We start from the raw sequence: 18,717 nt of genomic DNA on the forward strand, positions 1-18,717 counted from the left end.
TCACTCTTTCATTTTAGGGTCAAAGGCATCACGTAATCCGTCCGCTAGTAAATTGAAGCCGATCATGATAACAGACAACGTTGCCGCAGGGATCCATAATAGATATGGCAGGTACAAGAAAGTTTTATAGCCATCACTCAGCATTGTTCCCAATGAAGCAGATGGTGGCGTTAGCCCCAAACCAATGAAACTTAAAAAGGCTTCAAAGAAAATTGCCGATGGAATACTAAACATCATTTGAATAATGATTACACTGGAAATGTTCGGTAAAATGTGTTTGAAGGCAATTTTCAATTTCGATTCACCTAATGTCATACCAGCTAACACATATTCTTGATCTTTCAGTTTCAGGGTTTGCGCTCGAACGATACGAGCCATCGGAATCCAGTTCGTGATCGCCATTGCTGCCACGATGGAAAAAATACCTGGTTCAAAAACAACCAACATTAAAATCATGACTACCAGATTAGGAATCCCAGATAAGATCTCTAAGAAACGTTGCATCCCGTTGTCGATTCGTCCGCCTAGCAGACCAGAAATCAGCCCATAAGCAACACCGATCGTCACATCTAATAATGCAGCAATAAAAGCGATCAGTAAGGAAATTCGTGTTCCCATGAATAGACGACTTAATACATCACGTCCTAGACCATCCGTTCCTAAAAAGAAATTCACATTTGCTGGAACATTTGCTTGGGCATATTTATCGACTAACTCACCACCAACCATCGCTTTTCCATTCAATCCATCGATATTTAACCCTGGAATACGTGGGGGTAGATTGATGTAATCAATATTTTGTGCTGTTGGGTTGTGTGGCGAAACAAAGATCGTAACGATCGAGATCAAAATGATCACTGATAGTAAAATCATCGAAACGACTGCAGCTTTGTTTTTCTTTAAACGTCGCCAAGAATCTTGAATGAAATTTAGCGATGGAGCTGCAATTTGTTCTCGTTCTTCTTCAGTGTTTTTTTGTAGCGGAAGAAATTTATCTGCAGGAATATCTGCTATTGTTTCATAACGTTTTGGTATCAGTTCCATCTAGCTTCGACTCCCTTCTGAAACACGGATTCTTGGATCAACTAAACCATACAGCAGGTCAACGACTAAAATCACAAAGATCAACATAAATGAGTAAAGGATCGTTACTGCCATGATCGTTGGATAATCATTCGTCGTGATCGATTTAACGAATTGCTCACCAATACCGGGGATGGCAAAAATGTTTTCGACTACTAACGAACCAGTCATCAAAGCAACTGCTAACGGTCCTAACAATGTCATTAACGGGATCAAACTATTACGAAGACCATGTTTAAAGGCGATCTCCCAACGGCTTAATCCTTTGGCTCTCGCTAATTCCACATAATCGCTGTGTAATACTTCGACCATTTCTGTTCGGATAAAACGAGCTGAATCGGCTAAAGGTGACATAGCCAATGCAATGGTTGGAAGGATCGTATAAATGAAGCCGTCCCATTTAGCAATCGGCAGTACATGCAAACGGATCGCAAAAATATATTGTAATAAGACTGCAAAAACAAAGTTAGGGATCGAGCGACCCAAAATAGCAACCAACGTGGAAGAAGTGTCTGCCCAAGTGTTTTGCTTCATTGCTGAAATCGTTCCTAAGATCGTACCGATCACTGTTCCAAAAATAATCGCTTGTAGTCCTAGTTGTAATGAAGGACCTACTCTACCAGCTAATAAATGAGCAACAGGCTGATTTTTAAATTGGAAAGAGATACCGAAATCTCCTTGAAGTAAATTTGACAAGTAAATACCATATTGGACGATCACAGGTTTATCCAGTCCAACTTGTTGATTCAACATAGCGATCGTTTCAGGACTCAAGCGCTCTTGGTTGGTATAAGGTGTTCCTGGTAATAATTGCATTAAGAAGAACGTGATTGTGGCAATCAACCAAAGCGTAATGGCCATAAAGAAGACACGTTTCAATACATATTTTAGATAACTATTCACTAATGTTTCCCCCTAGCTTTTGACTTCTGACAAATGTTTCGCTACATTATTAATGAATGAACCAAAGATAAAGGAGCAAACTGATGAAAAAGAAGTCTCTTCCCTACCTGATTGCTGGTGTCTTGATTCTCCTGATTATTGTAAAAAATAGTTTGAATCATCAACTAACACTCACTCAATTATCAAATGATTTATTTTTATGTGCGATGCCGTTTTTGATTATCGGCGGATTTTTATGGGTTTTTTCCTCGGGTTTCTTTGATCATTTTCAACGATCGATCTATTTAGCCCGAACAAGAAACCGCAAGAAAAAACCAGAATTTTCTTCACTCTCGTCTGCCAGCTATGGTATGTATACCTTTTGGCTGATCATTGCCGGAATCTTGCTTGCTCTTTCTATCGTGCTGGTGATTTTTTCGTTTCTATGATACGTAACCTTTAAAAAGTGGAGAGAGATTAAGACAACTGCCTTAATCTCTAGTCCGCTTTTTTTGTCTTAATGTTTGCCTATTCTTCTACATAAGTCCATTTGTAATCCCATGAAGCTCCTGCAGCGTGATGGACAATTCCTTTGATTTTTTCATTGACTAAGTGTCCTTCAGCTTTTTGATAAACTGGGATCACACCCATATCATCTGCCATGATTTTAGTTGCTTCTTGTAGATCCGCCCAACGTGCTTGCTCATCGCCCGCATCTTTATTCCCTGAGTCATCTACTACTTTGTCGTAGTCCGCATTACTCCATTGCCCACGGTTATAAGAGTTACCTGCAACAAATAGGTCCGTAAAGCTGCTTGGATCAGCATAGTCCGCTGCCCAACCGCCTAATACAGTATCAAAATCACCTGAAGACGAACGGTCTAAACGAACGGAGAATGGGACTGGTGTTGGTTTAACTTTTACGCCATCTAAATTTTCTTGGATTGAGTTTTGGATATACTCGATCACTTTTTTCGATGCATCATCATCTGAAGCCATCAAATTGAATTCAAGGGAATCAATGCCAAGTTCTTTTTTCGCTTTTTCCCAATATTCTTTTGCTTTATCTTTATCGTAAGAAACAAGTTTGCCTGCTTCTTTCGCAAAATCTTCATTTGTTTCTGGATTTTTAGACATGTCCGCTGGGATCAAGCCAGTTGACACAACCGAGCCATCTCCTAGAACTTGTTTCACTAACGCATCACGATTGATTGAGTATGAAATAGCTTTTCTTAAGTTGACATTTTTAAATGGTGAATCAGCTTCACGTTGGTTCAACTCAATATAGCTCGTACGTGCTTCTTTGACTGACGTATAAGCTGGATCATTCGCATTTTGTTGAGCGAGTTCCCCTGAAAGGATGACGTCATCTGCTTGTCCGTCTTTAAAGAGATTCAACGCTGTAGAAGATTCTTTGACCACGCTAACTTTGATTTCAGATAACTTCACTGCATCTTTATCCCAATAATTATCATTTTTCTTGTATGACCATTCAGTATCTGTCCCTGGTCCGTCAAAATCTGTTAAGGTAAACGGTCCATTGTATACTGCTTTATCGCTTGCTGAAGCGTAAGCATCACCGTTTTCTTCCACCACTGATTGTTTTTGCGGGAAGAATGATGGGAAAGCAAGTAAATATTGGAAGTATGGCGTTTGTTTCGTTAATGTGATTTCTAATTCATGATCGCCTACTGCTTTGATTCCTAATTCTGATTTATCTTTTTTGCCTGCTGTGATTTCTTCTGCATTCGCTACTGGAGCAAAAAGATACGCATATTCAGAAGCTGTGGCAGCATCCACTGTACGTTGCCAACCATAGACATAATCAGCCGCAACTACTGGATCACCATTGGACCATTTAGCGTCTTCACGCAATTTGATCTTGTAAGTCAACCCATCTTCACTGACTTCTGCCAGTTCACTCGCTCCAGCTGGTTGTGGTTTACTATCCTTATCTAAACGATAGATTCCCTCATACACATTATTTAGTGCAGTGAAACTAATTGTATCCGTTGCTAACGATAAATCTGCTGTTGGCATTTCTTGAGGTACGACTAAATTGAATACTCCGCCTCCATCTGTAGAGTTGCCACTCGCTGAATTACTACTTTTTGTATTTGCACTTCCGCCATAACAGCCTGCAAGTACCAGCCCACTCAAGGCTACAACACTAAATGCCCATTTCTTTTTCATTTCCCGTACCCCTTTTGTCGAAATTTTCAGAATAATTAGTTTTTTCTGAGTTGTTTAAGAGTTTAATGAATAATTATTAAAAAAGCAATACTTTTTTCTCGGTTTTTTTTAAAATAATGTCATTATAGTGAAATATTTATTGTTCTTTTCTGAAAATACACTTATTTTATAAGGTTTTATTTCTACTTGATAAAAAAATAAAATAATTTTCATCAAAAAAAAATAAATCGTAAAAACAGCTATAATGTTCGGATTTAGCTCATAAAAAGATTATAATTTTTTATTCTAACAAAAAAACACTAATACTAGAGAACAAAATGGATCGTTCATTTCTCTAATATTAGTGTCTTAATTTATTCCGTTGGCTCTCGTTTGGCCACTCGTTTTGCTAACCAAATATCAGGCTGGTTCCACCCATTCGCATCTGGGATCACACCGATGATCTGATAGCCAAGTTTCTCATAAAATGTATAGGGATGATGATTGATATTTTTGATTTCTTGTAACTTTGCAAAGGTATCTTCAAATAAATCCGTTTCAACTAAATTTGTTTGTCCTTCAACATCATCTGTCCCTAGATAGATGACCAGGCCACCATATGAAGCGACTTCTTTTTCCAGGTAGGAAACCAATCGTGTCCCGATTTGTTGTTTGCGATGTGTGCTTGCTACTACCAAAGGATGTAACTCCCACCCTGTTTTGCCATATTGAGGGATCGCTCCAACAAAACCGACCAATTCCTCCCCTTCAATCGCCGATACAGCAATCCGTTCTGGAGCCATCAACTGTTCGACTTCTTTCATCGGCTCTGTTCCATACTCATCAGGCCAAGTCAATCTTAAAAGATCTGCAAGCTGATCTCGCAAGACAATATTCTCACGATCAAACTCACTGATAATCATCGCTATCCCTCCCTTTTCTGCCTATTTTAGCAGTACTAGAAAGAAAAAAGAAAAGTTTATGCTTAAGGTCGTGAAAAGAGCGGTCTGCCCTGAGTATTAAGGATGAAAATCTCGAAACAGCTTTTCATGTTTTGAGATTTTTTGACTTAATACCGAAGGGCAGCTCTTTGAACGCCGTGGGTAAGGTCGTGAAAGAAGCGTTCAGCTCCGAGCGAATAAGAGAGGATTTTTTAAAATAGCTTCTCATATTTTAGAAAATCATCGCTTATTGCTGAGGAGTTGCTTTTTGAACGCCGTGAATCAGAGGTCGTGAAAACATCGGGTAGCTCCGATGACAATAAGAAAGAATTTTTTAAAATAGCTTCTCATATTTTGAAAAATTCAGGCTTATTTCAAGGAGCTGATGTTTGAACACCGTTTAGAGAAAGAGGTCGTGAAAAGAGCGGTTTGCCCTGAGTATTAAGGATGAAAATCTCGAAACAGCTTTTCATGTTTTGAGATTTTTTGACTTAATACCGAAGGGCAGCTCTTTGAACGCCGTGGATAAGGTCGTGAAAGAAGCGTTCAGCTCCGAGCGAATAAGAGAGGATTTTTTAAAATAGCTTCTCATATTTTAGAAAATCATCGCTTATTGCTGAGGAGTTGCTTCTTGAACGCCGTGAATCAGAGGTTGTGAAAACATCGGGTAGCTCCGATGACAATAAGAAAGAATTTTTTGAAACAGCTGTGCTAACTGACATTTCAAGAATAAATTGATGAACTATCATTTCTTATAAAAATTATTAATTTACTAATAGACTCCAATCGTTAACAAATAGCTTTTTCATCCATGGCTAAATAAATAGTATTATGATTAGGATCAATAACAACCCTTTACAAACAATCATGCAATGAGTCACTAACGAATGGGACAGATTAGGAACATTAGTTTCCATTCAATCCCCTCACTTGCATAAAAAAGGATTCAATGATTAAACGTATCAGAATGTATGCAGAATTACTAAATAATGGAGAAGTCTTATGAAAGATCGGAAACTATTACTATTTTTATCATTATCAATCATCTCAAGTCTTGCTGTCTTGAACGTGACAAAAGATATTCTGTATGGATTATCTTGTTTCGTTCTCTCATGGATATTGTATGGCATTGGGATGAACCGCAAGAACAAACAGTAAATTGAGGTTTTAAGAAAAATCAGCAAAAGACGACAAAGCACAAGGCTTTGTCGTCTTTGTTGTTTCTTCTCCATGGATGCTGGATATTAGCTAATGCTATTTAGTCGTTGCTTTTTCTTTTTTCATTTGTTTACTCCGTAATTGACCACACGCAGCGTCGATATCTGTACCGTGTTCTTTACGGATCACGCAATTGATACCATTCTTTTTCAATACATCATAAAATTTCAGCACATCTGCTTTAGGACTTCGAGAGTATTGGTCATGTTCACTGACTGGATTATAAGGGATCAAATTCACATACGTTAATTTCTTTTTGTCTTTTAGTAGATCCGCTAATTGTTGTGCATGCTCCGGACGATCATTGACTTGATTCAACATGATGTATTCAAACGTGATTCGTCGATTGGTTTTTTCAAGATATTCATCTACTGCAGCCATCAATTTCTCAATTGGGAAACTCCGATTGATCCGCATGATGAAGGTCCGAATCTCGTTATTTGGTGCATGTAATGAGATCGCTAAATTGACTTGCAACCCATTATCAGCAAATTCTTTGATCTTATTTGCCAAACCACTTGTTGAAACAGTAATGTGTCGTGCGCCAATTGCCAACCCTTTGGCATCATTGATGATGTGTAAGAAGTTCATGACATTATCATAATTGTCGAACGGTTCGCCAATGCCCATCACAACCACATGGGACACTCTTTCTCCTTCTTGTCGTTCATCAAAATAGTGTTGAACCATCATGATCTGTGCCACGATTTCTCCAGCTGTCAAATCTCGATTCTTTTTTAACAGACCACTTGCACAAAAAGTACAACCAATATTACAGCCGACTTGTGTCGTCACACATACAGATAATCCATATTCTTGTCTCATCAAGACTGTTTCGATCATATTTTTATCTGGTAATTCAAATAGATATTTGACTGTGCCATCCGTTGCTTCTTGAACCACTATTTGTTTTAACGGATTGATCACAAACTGATCCGTTAACTTTGTTATCAAGTTTTTTGACAAGTTGGTCATTTCGGAGAAGTCTTTGACACGCTTTTGATAAAGCCATTCCCACACTTGGGCGGCACGGAATTTTTTTTCGCCGTTTTCTAAAAACCAATTGGTTAATTCTTCGATTGTTAAACCATAAATGGATTGTTTTTCCAAAATCGTTTCCCTCTTTTTTTCAAAGTATCGCTACATACTATAACTGATTCTAACAACTAATGCAATAGTTCACAAAGCAAAGATACCAAATCTTAGGCTGTTTATGAATGCTCCTCCTTTTTTAGCTATCGTTTTTTTGATTTTTATGAATAAGTGATCAATCTCACAAAAAAACCGAAGAACACCCAAAATTACTTTTGGCGTTTCTTCGGTTTCATTGTTAGAACTGACAAGCACATACGCACTTTTTCTATGTTTCGTGATCCGTTGGCATCATATCCATTGGTTCTTCGACTTGCTCAATGAAGACTTTTCTTGGCTTACTTCCTTCTGAAGGTCCTACTACGCCATGTGCTTCTAATTCATCGACTAAGCGTGCTGCCCGATTATAACCAATTCTAAATCTTCTTTGCAATAATGAAATACTTGCTGTCTGCATTTCAATGACAAGTGCTTTAGCTTCTTCAAATAATTCATCTTGTGGTTGTTCTGCGGTACCGCCTGATTCTACTTCATCAGAAGGCATCATTTTTTCTTCATAATGTGCTTCTTGTTGATCTGTTACAAAGTTGACCACTCGTTCTACTTCGTGGTCAGAAATAAACGCACCTTGAACCCGTATCGGTTTGTTTTCACCCATTGGCAAGAAGAGCATATCCCCACGTCCGAGAAGCTTTTCCGCACCATTGGAGTCAATGATCGTACGTGAGTCCGTTCCACTAGAGACTGCAAATGCCATACGAGAAGGAACATTTGCTTTGATGATCCCTGTGATAACATCCACACTTGGACGTTGGGTCGCTAAAATCATATGGATTCCCGCTGCCCGTGCCATTTGGGCCAAACGAATAATAGCATCTTCGACTTCATTGCTGGCAACCATCATCAAGTCAGCTAATTCATCCACGATCACCACGATAAATGGTAAGGTAGGATGTTTCGTTCCATTTTCCAAGTTTTTTTGTTGGACAAATTCATTATAACCAGTGATATTTCTAACACCAGTAGCAGCGAATTTTTCATAACGTTCTTCCATTTCTTGAACGACTTTCTGCAACGCTTGAGCAGCTTTTCTCGGGTTAGTCACAACTGGCGTCAAAAGATGAGGAATCCCATTGTACATGTTCAATTCCACCATTTTGGGGTCAATCATCATCAATTTGACTTCATGGGGTTTTGCTCGCATCAAAATGCTGGTAATGATCCCATTGATTGCTACCGATTTCCCACTACCTGTCGATCCGGCTACTAATAAGTGAGGCATTTTAGAAAGGTCTGCGGTTTGGACTCGCCCAGAAACATCTCTTCCTAATGGCACTTCTAACAGCTTATCTGGATGATTGGGTTGCGCTTCGATGATTTCTCTAAATGACACCATGCTGATCTTGCTATTCGGTACTTCGATTCCGATCAATGATTTACCTGGGATCGGTGCTTCCATCCGAACATCTTTAGCCGCTAATGCTAATGCAATGTCATCCGTTAAACTGACGATTTTACTTACTTTGACACCCACTGCTGGTTGGACTTCAAATTTTGTCACAGAGGGTCCTAAACTTGCTTTGACGACTTTCGCATCTACGCCAAAACTTTGAAAAGTTTGTTCCAAGACTCCGATATTTTTCTCGATTTTTTTATACTCGTCACTTTGATCCGTCGTTTTTACTGAATCGAGTAAATCGATTGACGGTAATTCATAATCTTGATTTTCCTGCTCTGCTTCGATTTCAAATTCTAATGCTGTCCCATCATCTTCTAAGCTCTCTGGTTCTAACGGTTCAGATGCAGTAGGCGTTGTGACCGTTGGCTCTGTTTTTGGCATATCCATTGTCGCAGATGGGACAGTTCCTTGAAAACTATCGATCGGTACAAAACTGAGTTGTTCGGGTTCATCATCTGCTATTTTTTCATAAGAAGGCGCAGACTTTGCTTGTTGTTCAGCGGAACGACGTTTTTCCAGCTCAGCAATCTCAGCTTCTGCCGCTTCTTTTGCTGCTAATTTTTTCTCTTCTCGTGCTTTCGCTCGTTGCTTTTGCCGTTCTTCTTTCGCCGCTTGTTTCTTCGCTTGCTTTGCAGGATCTCCTTCCAGCAGTTCTTGCATTCGTTCTCCCATCACTTGCAAGCTATTGACTAATTGATAGCCTTCGATATTGCTAAATAAAATTGCACCACTTATTAATAATAAAATGGCAACAAAGTAACTACCAGGTTGAGCAATCAAGAAATACGTAAAATTATAGAGTGCTGCTCCAACCATCCCACCACCAACATTACTGCTGACTCGAGCATGCTGGATGTCACTTGCTAACAGATCCCAAGTGGTTCCTAGAATGTTTGGTTCGCCACTATGGAGTTTTCCGAATAGATGGGCATGTAAAAAGAGAAGAATTCCTAAGTAAAAAAGAATGCCTCCAAACCACCGACGGCTTTTACCGATTTTAAAATCGGTATTTTTTACAACGACCCAAAAACCTAAAATAGCTAATAATATACAGAGAAGCTGATAAGTGTTCCCTGCAATGATCCGAAAACCATTTGCCACTAAAATACCTAAAAAACCTAGTTTTAAAAAGCCAAATACGGCAAATAAGATCAATGCAAATCCGATACTGATCGCAAGAAGTTGTTCCTGCTGCTGTTGTTGCTTTTTCGTCTTTTTCTTTTTCTTTGCAGGACGTTTTTTCTTTGCCATTTTTATCCCTCATTTCATCAAGTTCCATTATACAAAAAAAAGCGAGGGAACAAAAGTTTTGTTTCTAAGTTTAAAGTTTTTCTTTTCGAACACTGTATTTATGCCAAATACTTTAAGAAACTTTTTCAAATAACCAATGGCTAGATCCTGCACCCCTATCGAGAAACTATGATAAAAAAACCGAAATTCCACAAAAACCAAGAAAGTTTTTGGGAATTTCGGTTCATTCAATTCATTTGGTTCATTCAGTGAACTCAATGAAGCTGGAAAGTTTTATCCTCACTGCTTCTATTTTTAGAAAAAAGCGATTACGCTTTATTTCCCTGAACGTTTACTATTAAAAAGGTCAGATCGTTGAGCCATTTTCTTTGATCACTTGTTGGTACCAATAGTAACTATCTTTCTTGTAGCGATCCAATGATCCTGCTTGAGTTTCATCTTGATCGACATAAACAAATCCATAACGTTTTTGGTAGCCATTCAACCAACTTAACAGATCAGTGTAAGACCAAGTACAATAACCAAGGACTTCAGCACCATCTGAGATCGCTTCTTTAATCGCTTTGACATGACTTGAAAGGTAAGCGATACGATACTCATCGTGGATCTTTTTGTCCTCTGTCAATTCATCGTATTCCCCTAAACCATTTTCAGTAATCAATACAGGCATTCGGTAGCGACTCGTAATCCGTCTTAATGCGATTCTCAATCCTTCTGGGTCGATCTCCCAATCCCAATTCGTACGTTCAACGAAAGGATTGTCGACTTTTTTGTACATTCCTGGGACGCCTGTTTCTTCAGAAGATCCTTTTTTCCCAGTGGTATTCATTTTTCCAGCTCCTACACCATCCAACGGATTAAAGGCATTAGTAGCTGTTTGATAATAGTTGATCCCCAAGAAGTCTGGTTTAGCAGATTCAAGCAGTTCTGCGTCTCCTTCAACCATTTCAGGTGCCCAGCCACGTTCTTCTAAAAATTTCATAGCGGCGATCGGGTACTTGCCCCACATGTAGACATCCATCCAGTAATGAGCCATCAAATCTTCCGCATTTTCTGCAGCTAAAATATTTTTAGGATCGCTGTTGATTGGATAATTAGGTGTGTAAGCAAAACTTGGACCGATTTTACCTGGCATTCCTAATTCATGAAACTTATTGATCACTGTTGCATTTGCTAAGTTAGCAATATGGTTCACTTGATACATCCGTTTCGGATCAGTAACACCTGGTGGATGAGCAGCTAATAAATAGCCTAGTGAAGTAAAAATATTTTGTTCATTCAAGCTGATCCAATAATGGACTTTTCCTCGAAAAGCATTAAATAATGTTTCAGCATAATTAGTGAAATCTTCAATGATTTGGCGTGATTCCCAACCTGCATACTCATCTTGCAAGGCTTGTGGAAGATCCCAATGATACAATGTCAACATTGGTTCAATCCCGTTTTCAATCAACTCGTCGATCAGCTCTTCATAAAAAGCTAACCCTGCTTGATTGATTTCCCCACGACCATTAGGAAAAATGCGAGTCCAAGCAACTGAAAAACGATACGCTTTCAATCCTTGTTCTTTCATTAAAGCAATATCTTCTTTAAAGCGATGATAGTGATCAACCGCTAGATCGCCGTTTGTTCCTTTAAAAGTTTTCCCTGGAATACGGACAAAACGATCCCAGACCGATTCTCCTTTGCCGTCTTCTTGCCAGGCTCCTTCAACTTGATAAGCCGCTGAGGCTGATCCCCAAAGAAAATCTTGGGGAAATTCAGTTAATTTTTGGTGTTCCATCAATCTCTTCCTTTCTTGCTTCAATCCTTACTAAAAAAGGATAACACGAAACCCCTTTCAATACAAAAGGAGAAATCAATCATTGAACAATTTTATGATCATTGGAATTTTTCAGACAAAAAATAAGCAAGAATTTTTTAAAATATGTGTTTCAAAAATTCTTGCTTATTCATTTGGCGCAGGTTAATTTCATAGGTTTTATCGTGTGAACTGAGAGACACTCAAATTACCACGCTTCTTTTTAAGACACTCAATGATGTTAGATTGCCTGTTTACTTCTGAACGGGTGTCACATCTTCACCAAACCATTTGTCTGAGATTTGTTGGAATTCTCCTGTTTTTTCTAATTCCGCAATCCCTTCATTGATTTTCTTCACTAATTCCTTGTCTTTCTTTCGGGCACCCACGACAAAATCTTCGCTTTGATAATCCCCTTTGATCATATTGAACTGATCCAACTCATTTTTTTGCTTCAAGTAATAACCAGCATATACTTTATCCATCAATAACCCATCGATCCGTCCACTCTTCAAATCGATCAATGCTTCATTAAAGCTATCATATAAAACAGCATCCTGATTTTTTACAATATCTTTTAATATTTTTGGTTGTTTGATAAAGGCATCATAACCAGAAGAACCATTTTGAGCTCCTAGGATTTTGTCCTTCATTTGAGCAAAGCTGGTGATCCCTGATTTTTTCGTAGTGATCAGGACTTGTTCGTTTTGCATATAAGGTTTTGAAAATTGGACTTTTTTGGCTCTTTCAGCTGTTTTAGTATACCCATTCCAAATGAGATCAATCGTCCCATTATTCAATTCAAACTCTTTCATGGACCAGTCAATGGGTTGGAAAACGACTTTGATGTCATATTCTCTAAAAACTGCTCTAGCAAGGTCAATATCAAAACCTGTTAGTTTTCCTTCTTTATCACGAAACCCCATCGGTACAAAGGTGTCATCTAACCCGATGATGATTTTTTTTTCTGATTGAATCGTTGACCAATTATCTTTATCTGTCTTTTCATTCCTACAACCAGAAAGAAAGACGATCCCTGCAACTATCGCAAGTAGCAAACTGATTTTTTTCATCAAGTGTCCCTCCTTCTTACTTGTTTGGGATGACCTTCACGAGTTGATCTCCCACATTTTCCGCAAACACTAAATCATGGGTTACGATGATTTGTGTCACACCTTCTGCCTTCAATGAGACGATCAAGTTTTCTACTTGTTGTCGCAGCTCAGGGTCTAAGGCACTTGTCGGTTCATCATAAGCAAGAACTCGAGGATTCATTGCCAAGGCACGTGCGATCGCTACCCGTTGTTTTTGACCGCCAGATAATTGATAAGGATAGTTGTTGAGTAAATCACTGATCCCAAGTGAATCGGCTAATTCCTGTGCTTTTTTCGTATACGTTTCTTTCGATTGCTTCAACACCATTTTAGGCGCTAAAGTGATATTGTCAAAAATACTTAAGTGTGGAAACAGTTGAAAATCTTGGAAAACAACACCTACGACTTGCTCTTTCGTTTTCAATTCAAATGGGTCAAAGGCTACACCATCCAGATAAAATTCCCCACTGTCTGCTTTTTCCAATCCTGCTAAGATTCTCAAAAGTGTCGTTTTCCCTCCACCAGAAGGACCGACGATCGCCATGGTTTGACCATCTGGAATGACTAGATCTAACGCGTTGATTACTTTCTTTTCTCCAAATGCTTTACTTACTTTCTTTAATTCAATCATGTCCATTCCTCCTAGCGATAATAGTTTAATTTTCCTTCTACTTGTTTCATGATGATCGTTAAGATACCAGTTAGTGCTAGGTAGATGAAAGCCACACCTAGTAATGGTAGCAATATTGCATCACGTTCCATCGCAATCTTCCCTGCTCGCATAACGTCTCCTAGTCCTAAGATATAGATCAATGAAGAGTCTTTCACTAAGTTAATCACTTCGTTCCCAACCGATGGTAAAACGATTTTTGTCACTTGTGGGATAATGATTTTTGTGACGGTTTGAAAAGGACTCAACTGTAACACTTGCGCAGCTTCATATTGTCCTTGGGGAATCGATTGAATCCCCCCACGAAAAATCTCAGCAAAATAAGCGGCATAATTTAAAACAAAAGCCAATAATGCTGCCTCAAAACGGTCAAAGACGATCCCGATCGTTGGCAATCCATAAAAAACAAAAATCAATTGTAGTAATAACGGTGTACCACGCATGACCCAGACATAGGTCTGCAAGATATAACGAATTGGTTTAAAATGTAAAGACAACCCTAATGCTAAAATGATCCCTAATGGCAATGATCCAATCAAGGTAAAAATAAATAATTTCAACGTTGTAAGAGCCCCTACTAATAGTTGTGGCATGACTTCCAGCAAATAATTCATTTCTTTCTTCCTCCTTTTAAATAAAAAAATCCCCTTGACTCTCGTCAAGAGGACGCATCACACGTGTTCCCACCTCTGTTTGTTTCTTTTTCACAAAAGAAACCTCACGCAGTCATTCCAGAAAATGAGGTAAAACAAAAGTAATTGTTGTTGGACATTTACTTCACACGAAAATAAAAAAACGTCCTTCGGTCAAATGACCAAAGGACGTAAATTACGTGGTTCCACCTTTTTTTGCTAGTCCCTCACGGAAACTAACCTTATCTGGTCATCAAACAATGACCGCAGCTGTAACGGGCTTCCCGGATTTTCCTACTGTATTTCAGAAAATCGACTCCAAGATGTGTTTCACCATTAACTGCTATCTCTTTCCACCTGCCAGAGACTCTCTTCAAACATTTAATCGCTACTCTTCTTTTCGATGTCGTTGATTTTAACTTACGTGTAATTTACACGATTATTTTTCTTTTGTCAATTATTTTTTTATAATGAATGAAAGAAAAAGAAAGGAAGCGATCAATCGATGGTTTTTGCTACTGAAAAAGAAGCCTATCAATTACTTGATTTACTAGGCATTCCCTATCAAAAGGTGGATCATCCACCGATTACTTCTGTCAAAAATCTGCCATTTACACTACCAGGACCTCAAGTGAAGAATCTCGTGTTAAAAGCAAAAAAAGGGAAACAAATTTATCTTGTTATCTTACCTGATGAAAAGCAGGCAAATTTGAAACAACTTGCAGAACAGCTGAATGAGAAGCGTTTGTCTTTTCTTTCAGAAGAACAGCTCCTTGATTTATTAGGGGTAGCTCCCGGTACTGTTACACCTTTTGCATTGATGCATGATCAAGAAAAAGCGATTCAAGTAGTCATTGACTCAGCCATTGATCAAACCTCTACCGTAGGATTTCATCCAAATGTCAACACGACAACATTGATCTTATCATTTTTAGATTTCATCAAGATTTTAGAATACCTTGAACATCCACCTATCTACGAAGATTTATAAGCACGGCTATTTGTGATAAAAAGCCCAACATACAAAAAATGAGGTTCCTCCTAAAATTGTACGTAAAAACAACAATTTCTAAGAGGAACCTCATGACTTATGTCTCAGACTAAGCTTCTTTCACATTCTAAACCATGTTACATAAACAGCAATCACTTGAAACCAATCACCATTTTTTAACATACAATAGTGGTCTCAAAAACCATTGCTGATTTTCAACAAACGACACGCTATTTCTTCATTGCTGCTTTTAAAGCTGCAGCAAGTGGGCTTTCTTCCGGTTCTTCTGCTTGCGTGTACTTTTTCAATAAACGACGTTCTTCATGCTTCGTCATTTTTTTCTTTTGTTCTTTTTTATCTAACATTTTTTCGGTCGTCCCATCATATTTACAACGGAAATAAGCGCCATTTTTGCCTTCGATGATCTCCATTTTCCGATGACATTGCGGACAACGGTGGTTCGAGACTTTTGGATCTTTTCTTCTACGGTAATGACAATCTTGATTCGTGCAGACATAGATTTTGCCATCTCGAGTATTTTTTTCTCTAAGATTGGAACCGCAGTCTGGACATTTTTTCTGTGTGATCGAGAAATCTTGGTAAGATTGTTTACTTGTTTTGATTTCTTGTACCAATCGTTTTGTTTCTTTTTCAATGCCCATTAAAAATTGGCTGGCTTGTTTTTGCCCCGCTGCAATTGCTTCTAAGTCTTTCTCCCAGCTTTCTGTTAAATCAGGGGTCACTAAGGAAGGATTGACTAATTCCAATAATTGCTTCCCTTTTGGTGAGACTTGCAAGCCTTGCGGTGTTCGTTCCATCAATTCCGATTTGATCAACTTTTCAATGATTTCGGCGCGAGTTGCCGGTGTTCCTAAACTATGTTTTTCCATAAGTCCTAGTAAACTCGCCTCTGTCAAAGGCTTAGGCGGTGCCGATAGTTCTTTCTTGATCGTAAATTCTGGTTGGATACGCATTCCCTCCACCCAGTCCACTTCATTGCTCTCCTTTTGACTGACATCTTTCCAACCAGCTTGAAGGACTTGATTTTGATGGAACACAAATTGTTCCTTGCCAAATGTCACAGTCACTTTTGTTTGACTGATTTTGTGTGGCTCAGCGAATAATCCTAAGAATCGAGTAACAATCATTTGATAGATTTTTTGTTCTTCGTTGCTAAGTTTCTCATAGCGTGGACGATTTTCAGTTGGTAATAACGCATGGTGATCAGTAACTTTACTGTCTTGGAAGACTTTTGTTTGTCGAACAACTGCCCCATTTTTTAAATACTGTTTCACTTCTGGAGAAAAATCGCTGACCGCCTGTAAACGCTCTTTCATCGTACTTTTCATATCACTCGTCAGATATTTGCTATCTGTACGAGGGTACGTCACGATTTTATGCGTTTCATATAAACTTTGGACCAGTCCCAAAGTTTTTTTAGCAGAGTAGCCATAACGTTGGTTTGCTTCTCGCTGGATTTCCGTTAGATCATAAGGCAATGGTGCCGGCTCCACTTTTACTTTTTCTTGGATGGCTGTCACAGTCCCTTTATTTTTAGCTAACTCTTTCACTAATGATTGAGCTTCTTCATGAGATTTCAATGCGAATTGATTTTTTTGAACCATCTTTGCTTGTTGTTTTTGTACATCTAATAAAATTGAAAAATAGGTTTGTGGTCTAAATGTTTCAATTTTCCGTTCTTGTGTTCTAACCAAGGCGAGTGTTGGAGTTTGAACTCGACCAGCGGATAGATTATCTTGATACTTCACAGTCAGCGCCCGTGTCACGTTCAATCCTACTAACCAGTCAGCCTTTGCTCTAGCTAGCGCCGAATAGTAAAGTGCATCATAGTCTTTTGCGGGCTTCAATTGTTTGAATCCTGTCTTGATTGCTTTATCTGTTTGGGAAGAAATCCAAAGACGTTTCACTGGTTTATTGAAGCGGACATATTCCAAGATCCACCGAGCAACCAATTCCCCTTCTCTTCCGGCATCCGTAGCGATCACAGCCTCTGACACATCTTTACGTTGCGCCAATTGCTTGATTGTTTTTAATTGGTGACCTGTTTTAGGCAGTGGTTTGATTCCTAAATTTTTAGGAATCATCGGCAACGTTTCCATTTGCCAACTTTGCCATTCTTTATTGAGGTCTTCAGGCATTTTCAGCCCTAACAAATGACCAAGGGCCCAAGTAACGATCACCTTGGGTCCTTCGTAATAATTTTTGTGTTTTTGATTAGCACCAAGCACCTTGCTTAGGTCTTTCGCAACGCTTGGTTTTTCCGCTAGAATTAGTTGTTTCATAAAATTCCTTTCTGCTTTCTAAAGTGATTGGCTGATGATTTTTCAATAAGGCTAACCCTTTATATTGTTGAAGATCATCATCACATTCTTCACACCAGCGCTCGTCTCCGTCATTCCAGAAGGCACTTAGAAAGTTGCTTTTTGCATGGATATATTCGTATTTATTTTTGATTGCAAGCCATTTTTGTTCATAATTAACCTGTGCTTCTTCAAAAGAATCAAATGTTTCTTCTACTTCGATATCCTCTTCCCAATTCTCAAAGAACCACCAAGGCTCATTATCTCCGAACATTGTCACTACTTGATACATACTCGTGCTCCTTCTCTACGATTTTACTAGACTCATCTTAGACACTTTTCAAGAAAGTTGCAAGAAATTTCTCTTATAAAAGGGACATTTTATGAATTTGTCTATTTTAAAGAAACGTACTACTTATTTACTTGGTAAAGTGGCAATAAAGTCATTGATCATCCAAGAATAACTCTCTTCAGGAGACACAGTTGCTTCCTTTGTGAAATAGCCTAAAAATCGTAAAGACAAATAGCCATGGATGATACTTCGCAATTCTCTGCTGCGATGCGTTTTTTCTTTTCGGGTCAAATCAAAGGCATCAAATAATTGTAGAATGATCTGATTCGTTTCATAGATTCCTTCTAACAAAATCTCCTCATTGGTGTGAGGGACACTGATCAGCAACTCGTAAACGGCCTGGTTCGCAAAAGCAAAAGACTGATAGACTTGTGCATAGACACGCAGCGCCTCTGCCCCACTTTTTCCAACCAAAGAACGACGCAACGCTTCGTTTAACTCTTGTAATAATTTTGCAGTCAATGCGGTCTTTACATCACGCATATTTTTAAAATGATTATAGAGGGAAGGAGACTTGACGTCTAGCGCCTTAGCCAGGTGTTGAAAAGTGACTTGTTGAACATCCATCTCTTCCGCTAGTCCACGAAAGCAAGCGATGATTTTTTCTTGAGATAGATTTCTTTTTTTCATTTCGTTGTTCCTCTCGTATGTTAACTACTTAACAACTTTAGTTTACCATGAAAAACGAACTTAAAAAAGAGGCTTCCATTGATAAACTACACATTGTAGTTTATAATAAATGAATGTAAATGAAAATT

General features: G+C 38.6%; 16 protein-coding genes and 1 other annotated feature. Of the genes, 3 read left to right on the forward strand and 13 right to left on the reverse strand.

Translation table 11 applies throughout. From position 1 onward, the window contains the following. Positions 1 to 1,044 carry an ABC transporter permease gene (locus AB3I42_RS08030; protein WP_010737155.1) on the reverse strand — a complete coding sequence of 348 codons (1,044 nt, stop codon included), beginning with the start codon at positions 1,042 to 1,044 and terminating at the stop codon, positions 1 to 3. Beyond that, positions 1,045 to 1,986, reverse strand: a complete 942-nt coding sequence (gene opp3b, locus AB3I42_RS08035) for an oligopeptide ABC transporter permease (RefSeq protein WP_010720787.1) — start codon at positions 1,984 to 1,986, stop codon at positions 1,045 to 1,047. Between the two features lie 83 nt (positions 1,987 to 2,069). Here opp3b and AB3I42_RS08040 point away from each other — a divergent pair, with 83 nt between their 5' ends. After that, entirely contained in the window at positions 2,070 to 2,414 is a 345-nt protein-coding gene (locus AB3I42_RS08040) for a DUF3899 domain-containing protein (RefSeq protein WP_010720788.1), read from the forward strand. Between the two features lie 79 nt (positions 2,415 to 2,493). On the opposite strand, the gene AB3I42_RS08045 is transcribed toward AB3I42_RS08040, so the two are convergent. Next, positions 2,494 to 4,158: a peptide ABC transporter substrate-binding protein gene (locus AB3I42_RS08045; RefSeq protein ID WP_010737154.1), complete on the reverse strand. Its 1,665-nt coding sequence runs from the start codon at positions 4,156 to 4,158 to the stop codon at positions 2,494 to 2,496. Between the two features lie 353 nt (positions 4,159 to 4,511). Further along, positions 4,512 to 5,060 (reverse strand): aminoglycoside N-acetyltransferase AAC(6')-Iid, encoded by a 549-nt coding sequence (locus AB3I42_RS08050; protein ID WP_010720790.1) that lies wholly within the window; start codon positions 5,058 to 5,060, stop codon positions 4,512 to 4,514. Between the two features lie 1,020 nt (positions 5,061 to 6,080). Here AB3I42_RS08050 and AB3I42_RS08055 point away from each other — a divergent pair. Continuing rightward, a complete protein-coding gene (locus AB3I42_RS08055; protein ID WP_010737152.1) occupies positions 6,081 to 6,236 on the forward strand; it encodes a hypothetical protein in 156 nt (51 codons plus the stop codon). 96 nt (positions 6,237 to 6,332) lie between these two features. On the opposite strand, the gene rlmN is transcribed toward AB3I42_RS08055, so the two are convergent. The 6 genes from rlmN to AB3I42_RS08085 form a co-directional block, all read right to left on the reverse strand. After that, entirely contained in the window at positions 6,333 to 7,406 is a 1,074-nt protein-coding gene (rlmN, locus tag AB3I42_RS08060; RefSeq protein ID WP_368022423.1) for a 23S rRNA (adenine(2503)-C(2))-methyltransferase RlmN, read from the reverse strand. Between the two features lie 250 nt (positions 7,407 to 7,656). Continuing rightward, positions 7,657 to 10,098, reverse strand: a complete 2,442-nt coding sequence (locus tag AB3I42_RS08065) for a DNA translocase FtsK (protein WP_181914328.1) — start codon at positions 10,096 to 10,098, stop codon at positions 7,657 to 7,659. A gap of 346 nt (positions 10,099 to 10,444) precedes the next feature. Then, positions 10,445 to 11,881: a glycoside hydrolase family 1 protein gene (locus AB3I42_RS08070; RefSeq protein ID WP_010737149.1), complete on the reverse strand. Its 1,437-nt coding sequence runs from the start codon at positions 11,879 to 11,881 to the stop codon at positions 10,445 to 10,447. A gap of 272 nt (positions 11,882 to 12,153) precedes the next feature. Then, positions 12,154 to 12,972: an amino acid ABC transporter substrate-binding protein gene (locus AB3I42_RS08075; RefSeq protein WP_010720795.1), complete on the reverse strand. Its 819-nt coding sequence runs from the start codon at positions 12,970 to 12,972 to the stop codon at positions 12,154 to 12,156. Positions 12,973 to 12,988: 16 nt separating this feature from the next. After that, on the reverse strand, positions 12,989 to 13,624 hold the full coding sequence (locus tag AB3I42_RS08080; protein WP_010720796.1) for an amino acid ABC transporter ATP-binding protein: 636 nt from the start codon (positions 13,622 to 13,624) through the stop codon (positions 12,989 to 12,991). Between the two features lie 11 nt (positions 13,625 to 13,635). Then, positions 13,636 to 14,277, reverse strand: coding sequence for an amino acid ABC transporter permease (locus AB3I42_RS08085; RefSeq protein ID WP_306690452.1), 642 nt, complete (start codon positions 14,275 to 14,277; stop codon positions 13,636 to 13,638). 200 nt (positions 14,278 to 14,477) lie between these two features. Next, positions 14,478 to 14,708 (reverse strand) — a binding site (T-box leader). Positions 14,709 to 14,800: 92 nt separating this feature from the next. Between AB3I42_RS08085 and AB3I42_RS08090 the strand changes: the two genes are divergently transcribed. Further along, entirely contained in the window at positions 14,801 to 15,286 is a 486-nt protein-coding gene (locus AB3I42_RS08090) for a prolyl-tRNA synthetase associated domain-containing protein (protein ID WP_010737147.1), read from the forward strand. A 230-nt stretch (positions 15,287 to 15,516) separates the two neighbouring features. On the opposite strand, the gene AB3I42_RS08095 is transcribed toward AB3I42_RS08090, so the two are convergent. The 3 genes from AB3I42_RS08095 to AB3I42_RS08105 all read right to left on the reverse strand — a co-directional run bounded on the left by AB3I42_RS08095 (position 15,517) and on the right by AB3I42_RS08105 (position 18,589). Beyond that, on the reverse strand, positions 15,517 to 17,589 hold the full coding sequence (locus AB3I42_RS08095) for a DNA topoisomerase III (protein WP_071859342.1): 2,073 nt from the start codon (positions 17,587 to 17,589) through the stop codon (positions 15,517 to 15,519). After that, positions 17,522 to 17,899, reverse strand: a complete 378-nt coding sequence (locus tag AB3I42_RS08100; protein WP_010720800.1) for a DUF1033 family protein — start codon at positions 17,897 to 17,899, stop codon at positions 17,522 to 17,524. Before AB3I42_RS08100 ends, AB3I42_RS08095 begins: the two co-directional genes overlap by 68 nt. A 123-nt stretch (positions 17,900 to 18,022) precedes the next feature. Next, positions 18,023 to 18,589 (reverse strand): TetR/AcrR family transcriptional regulator, encoded by a 567-nt coding sequence (locus tag AB3I42_RS08105; protein WP_010720801.1) that lies wholly within the window; start codon positions 18,587 to 18,589, stop codon positions 18,023 to 18,025. Positions 18,590 to 18,717 lie beyond the last annotated feature (128 nt).

The sequence above is a fragment of the Enterococcus sp. C53 genome (genome assembly GCF_040887425.1).
GTDB classification, from domain to species: Bacteria; Bacillota; Bacilli; order Lactobacillales; family Enterococcaceae; genus Enterococcus_B; species Enterococcus_B hirae.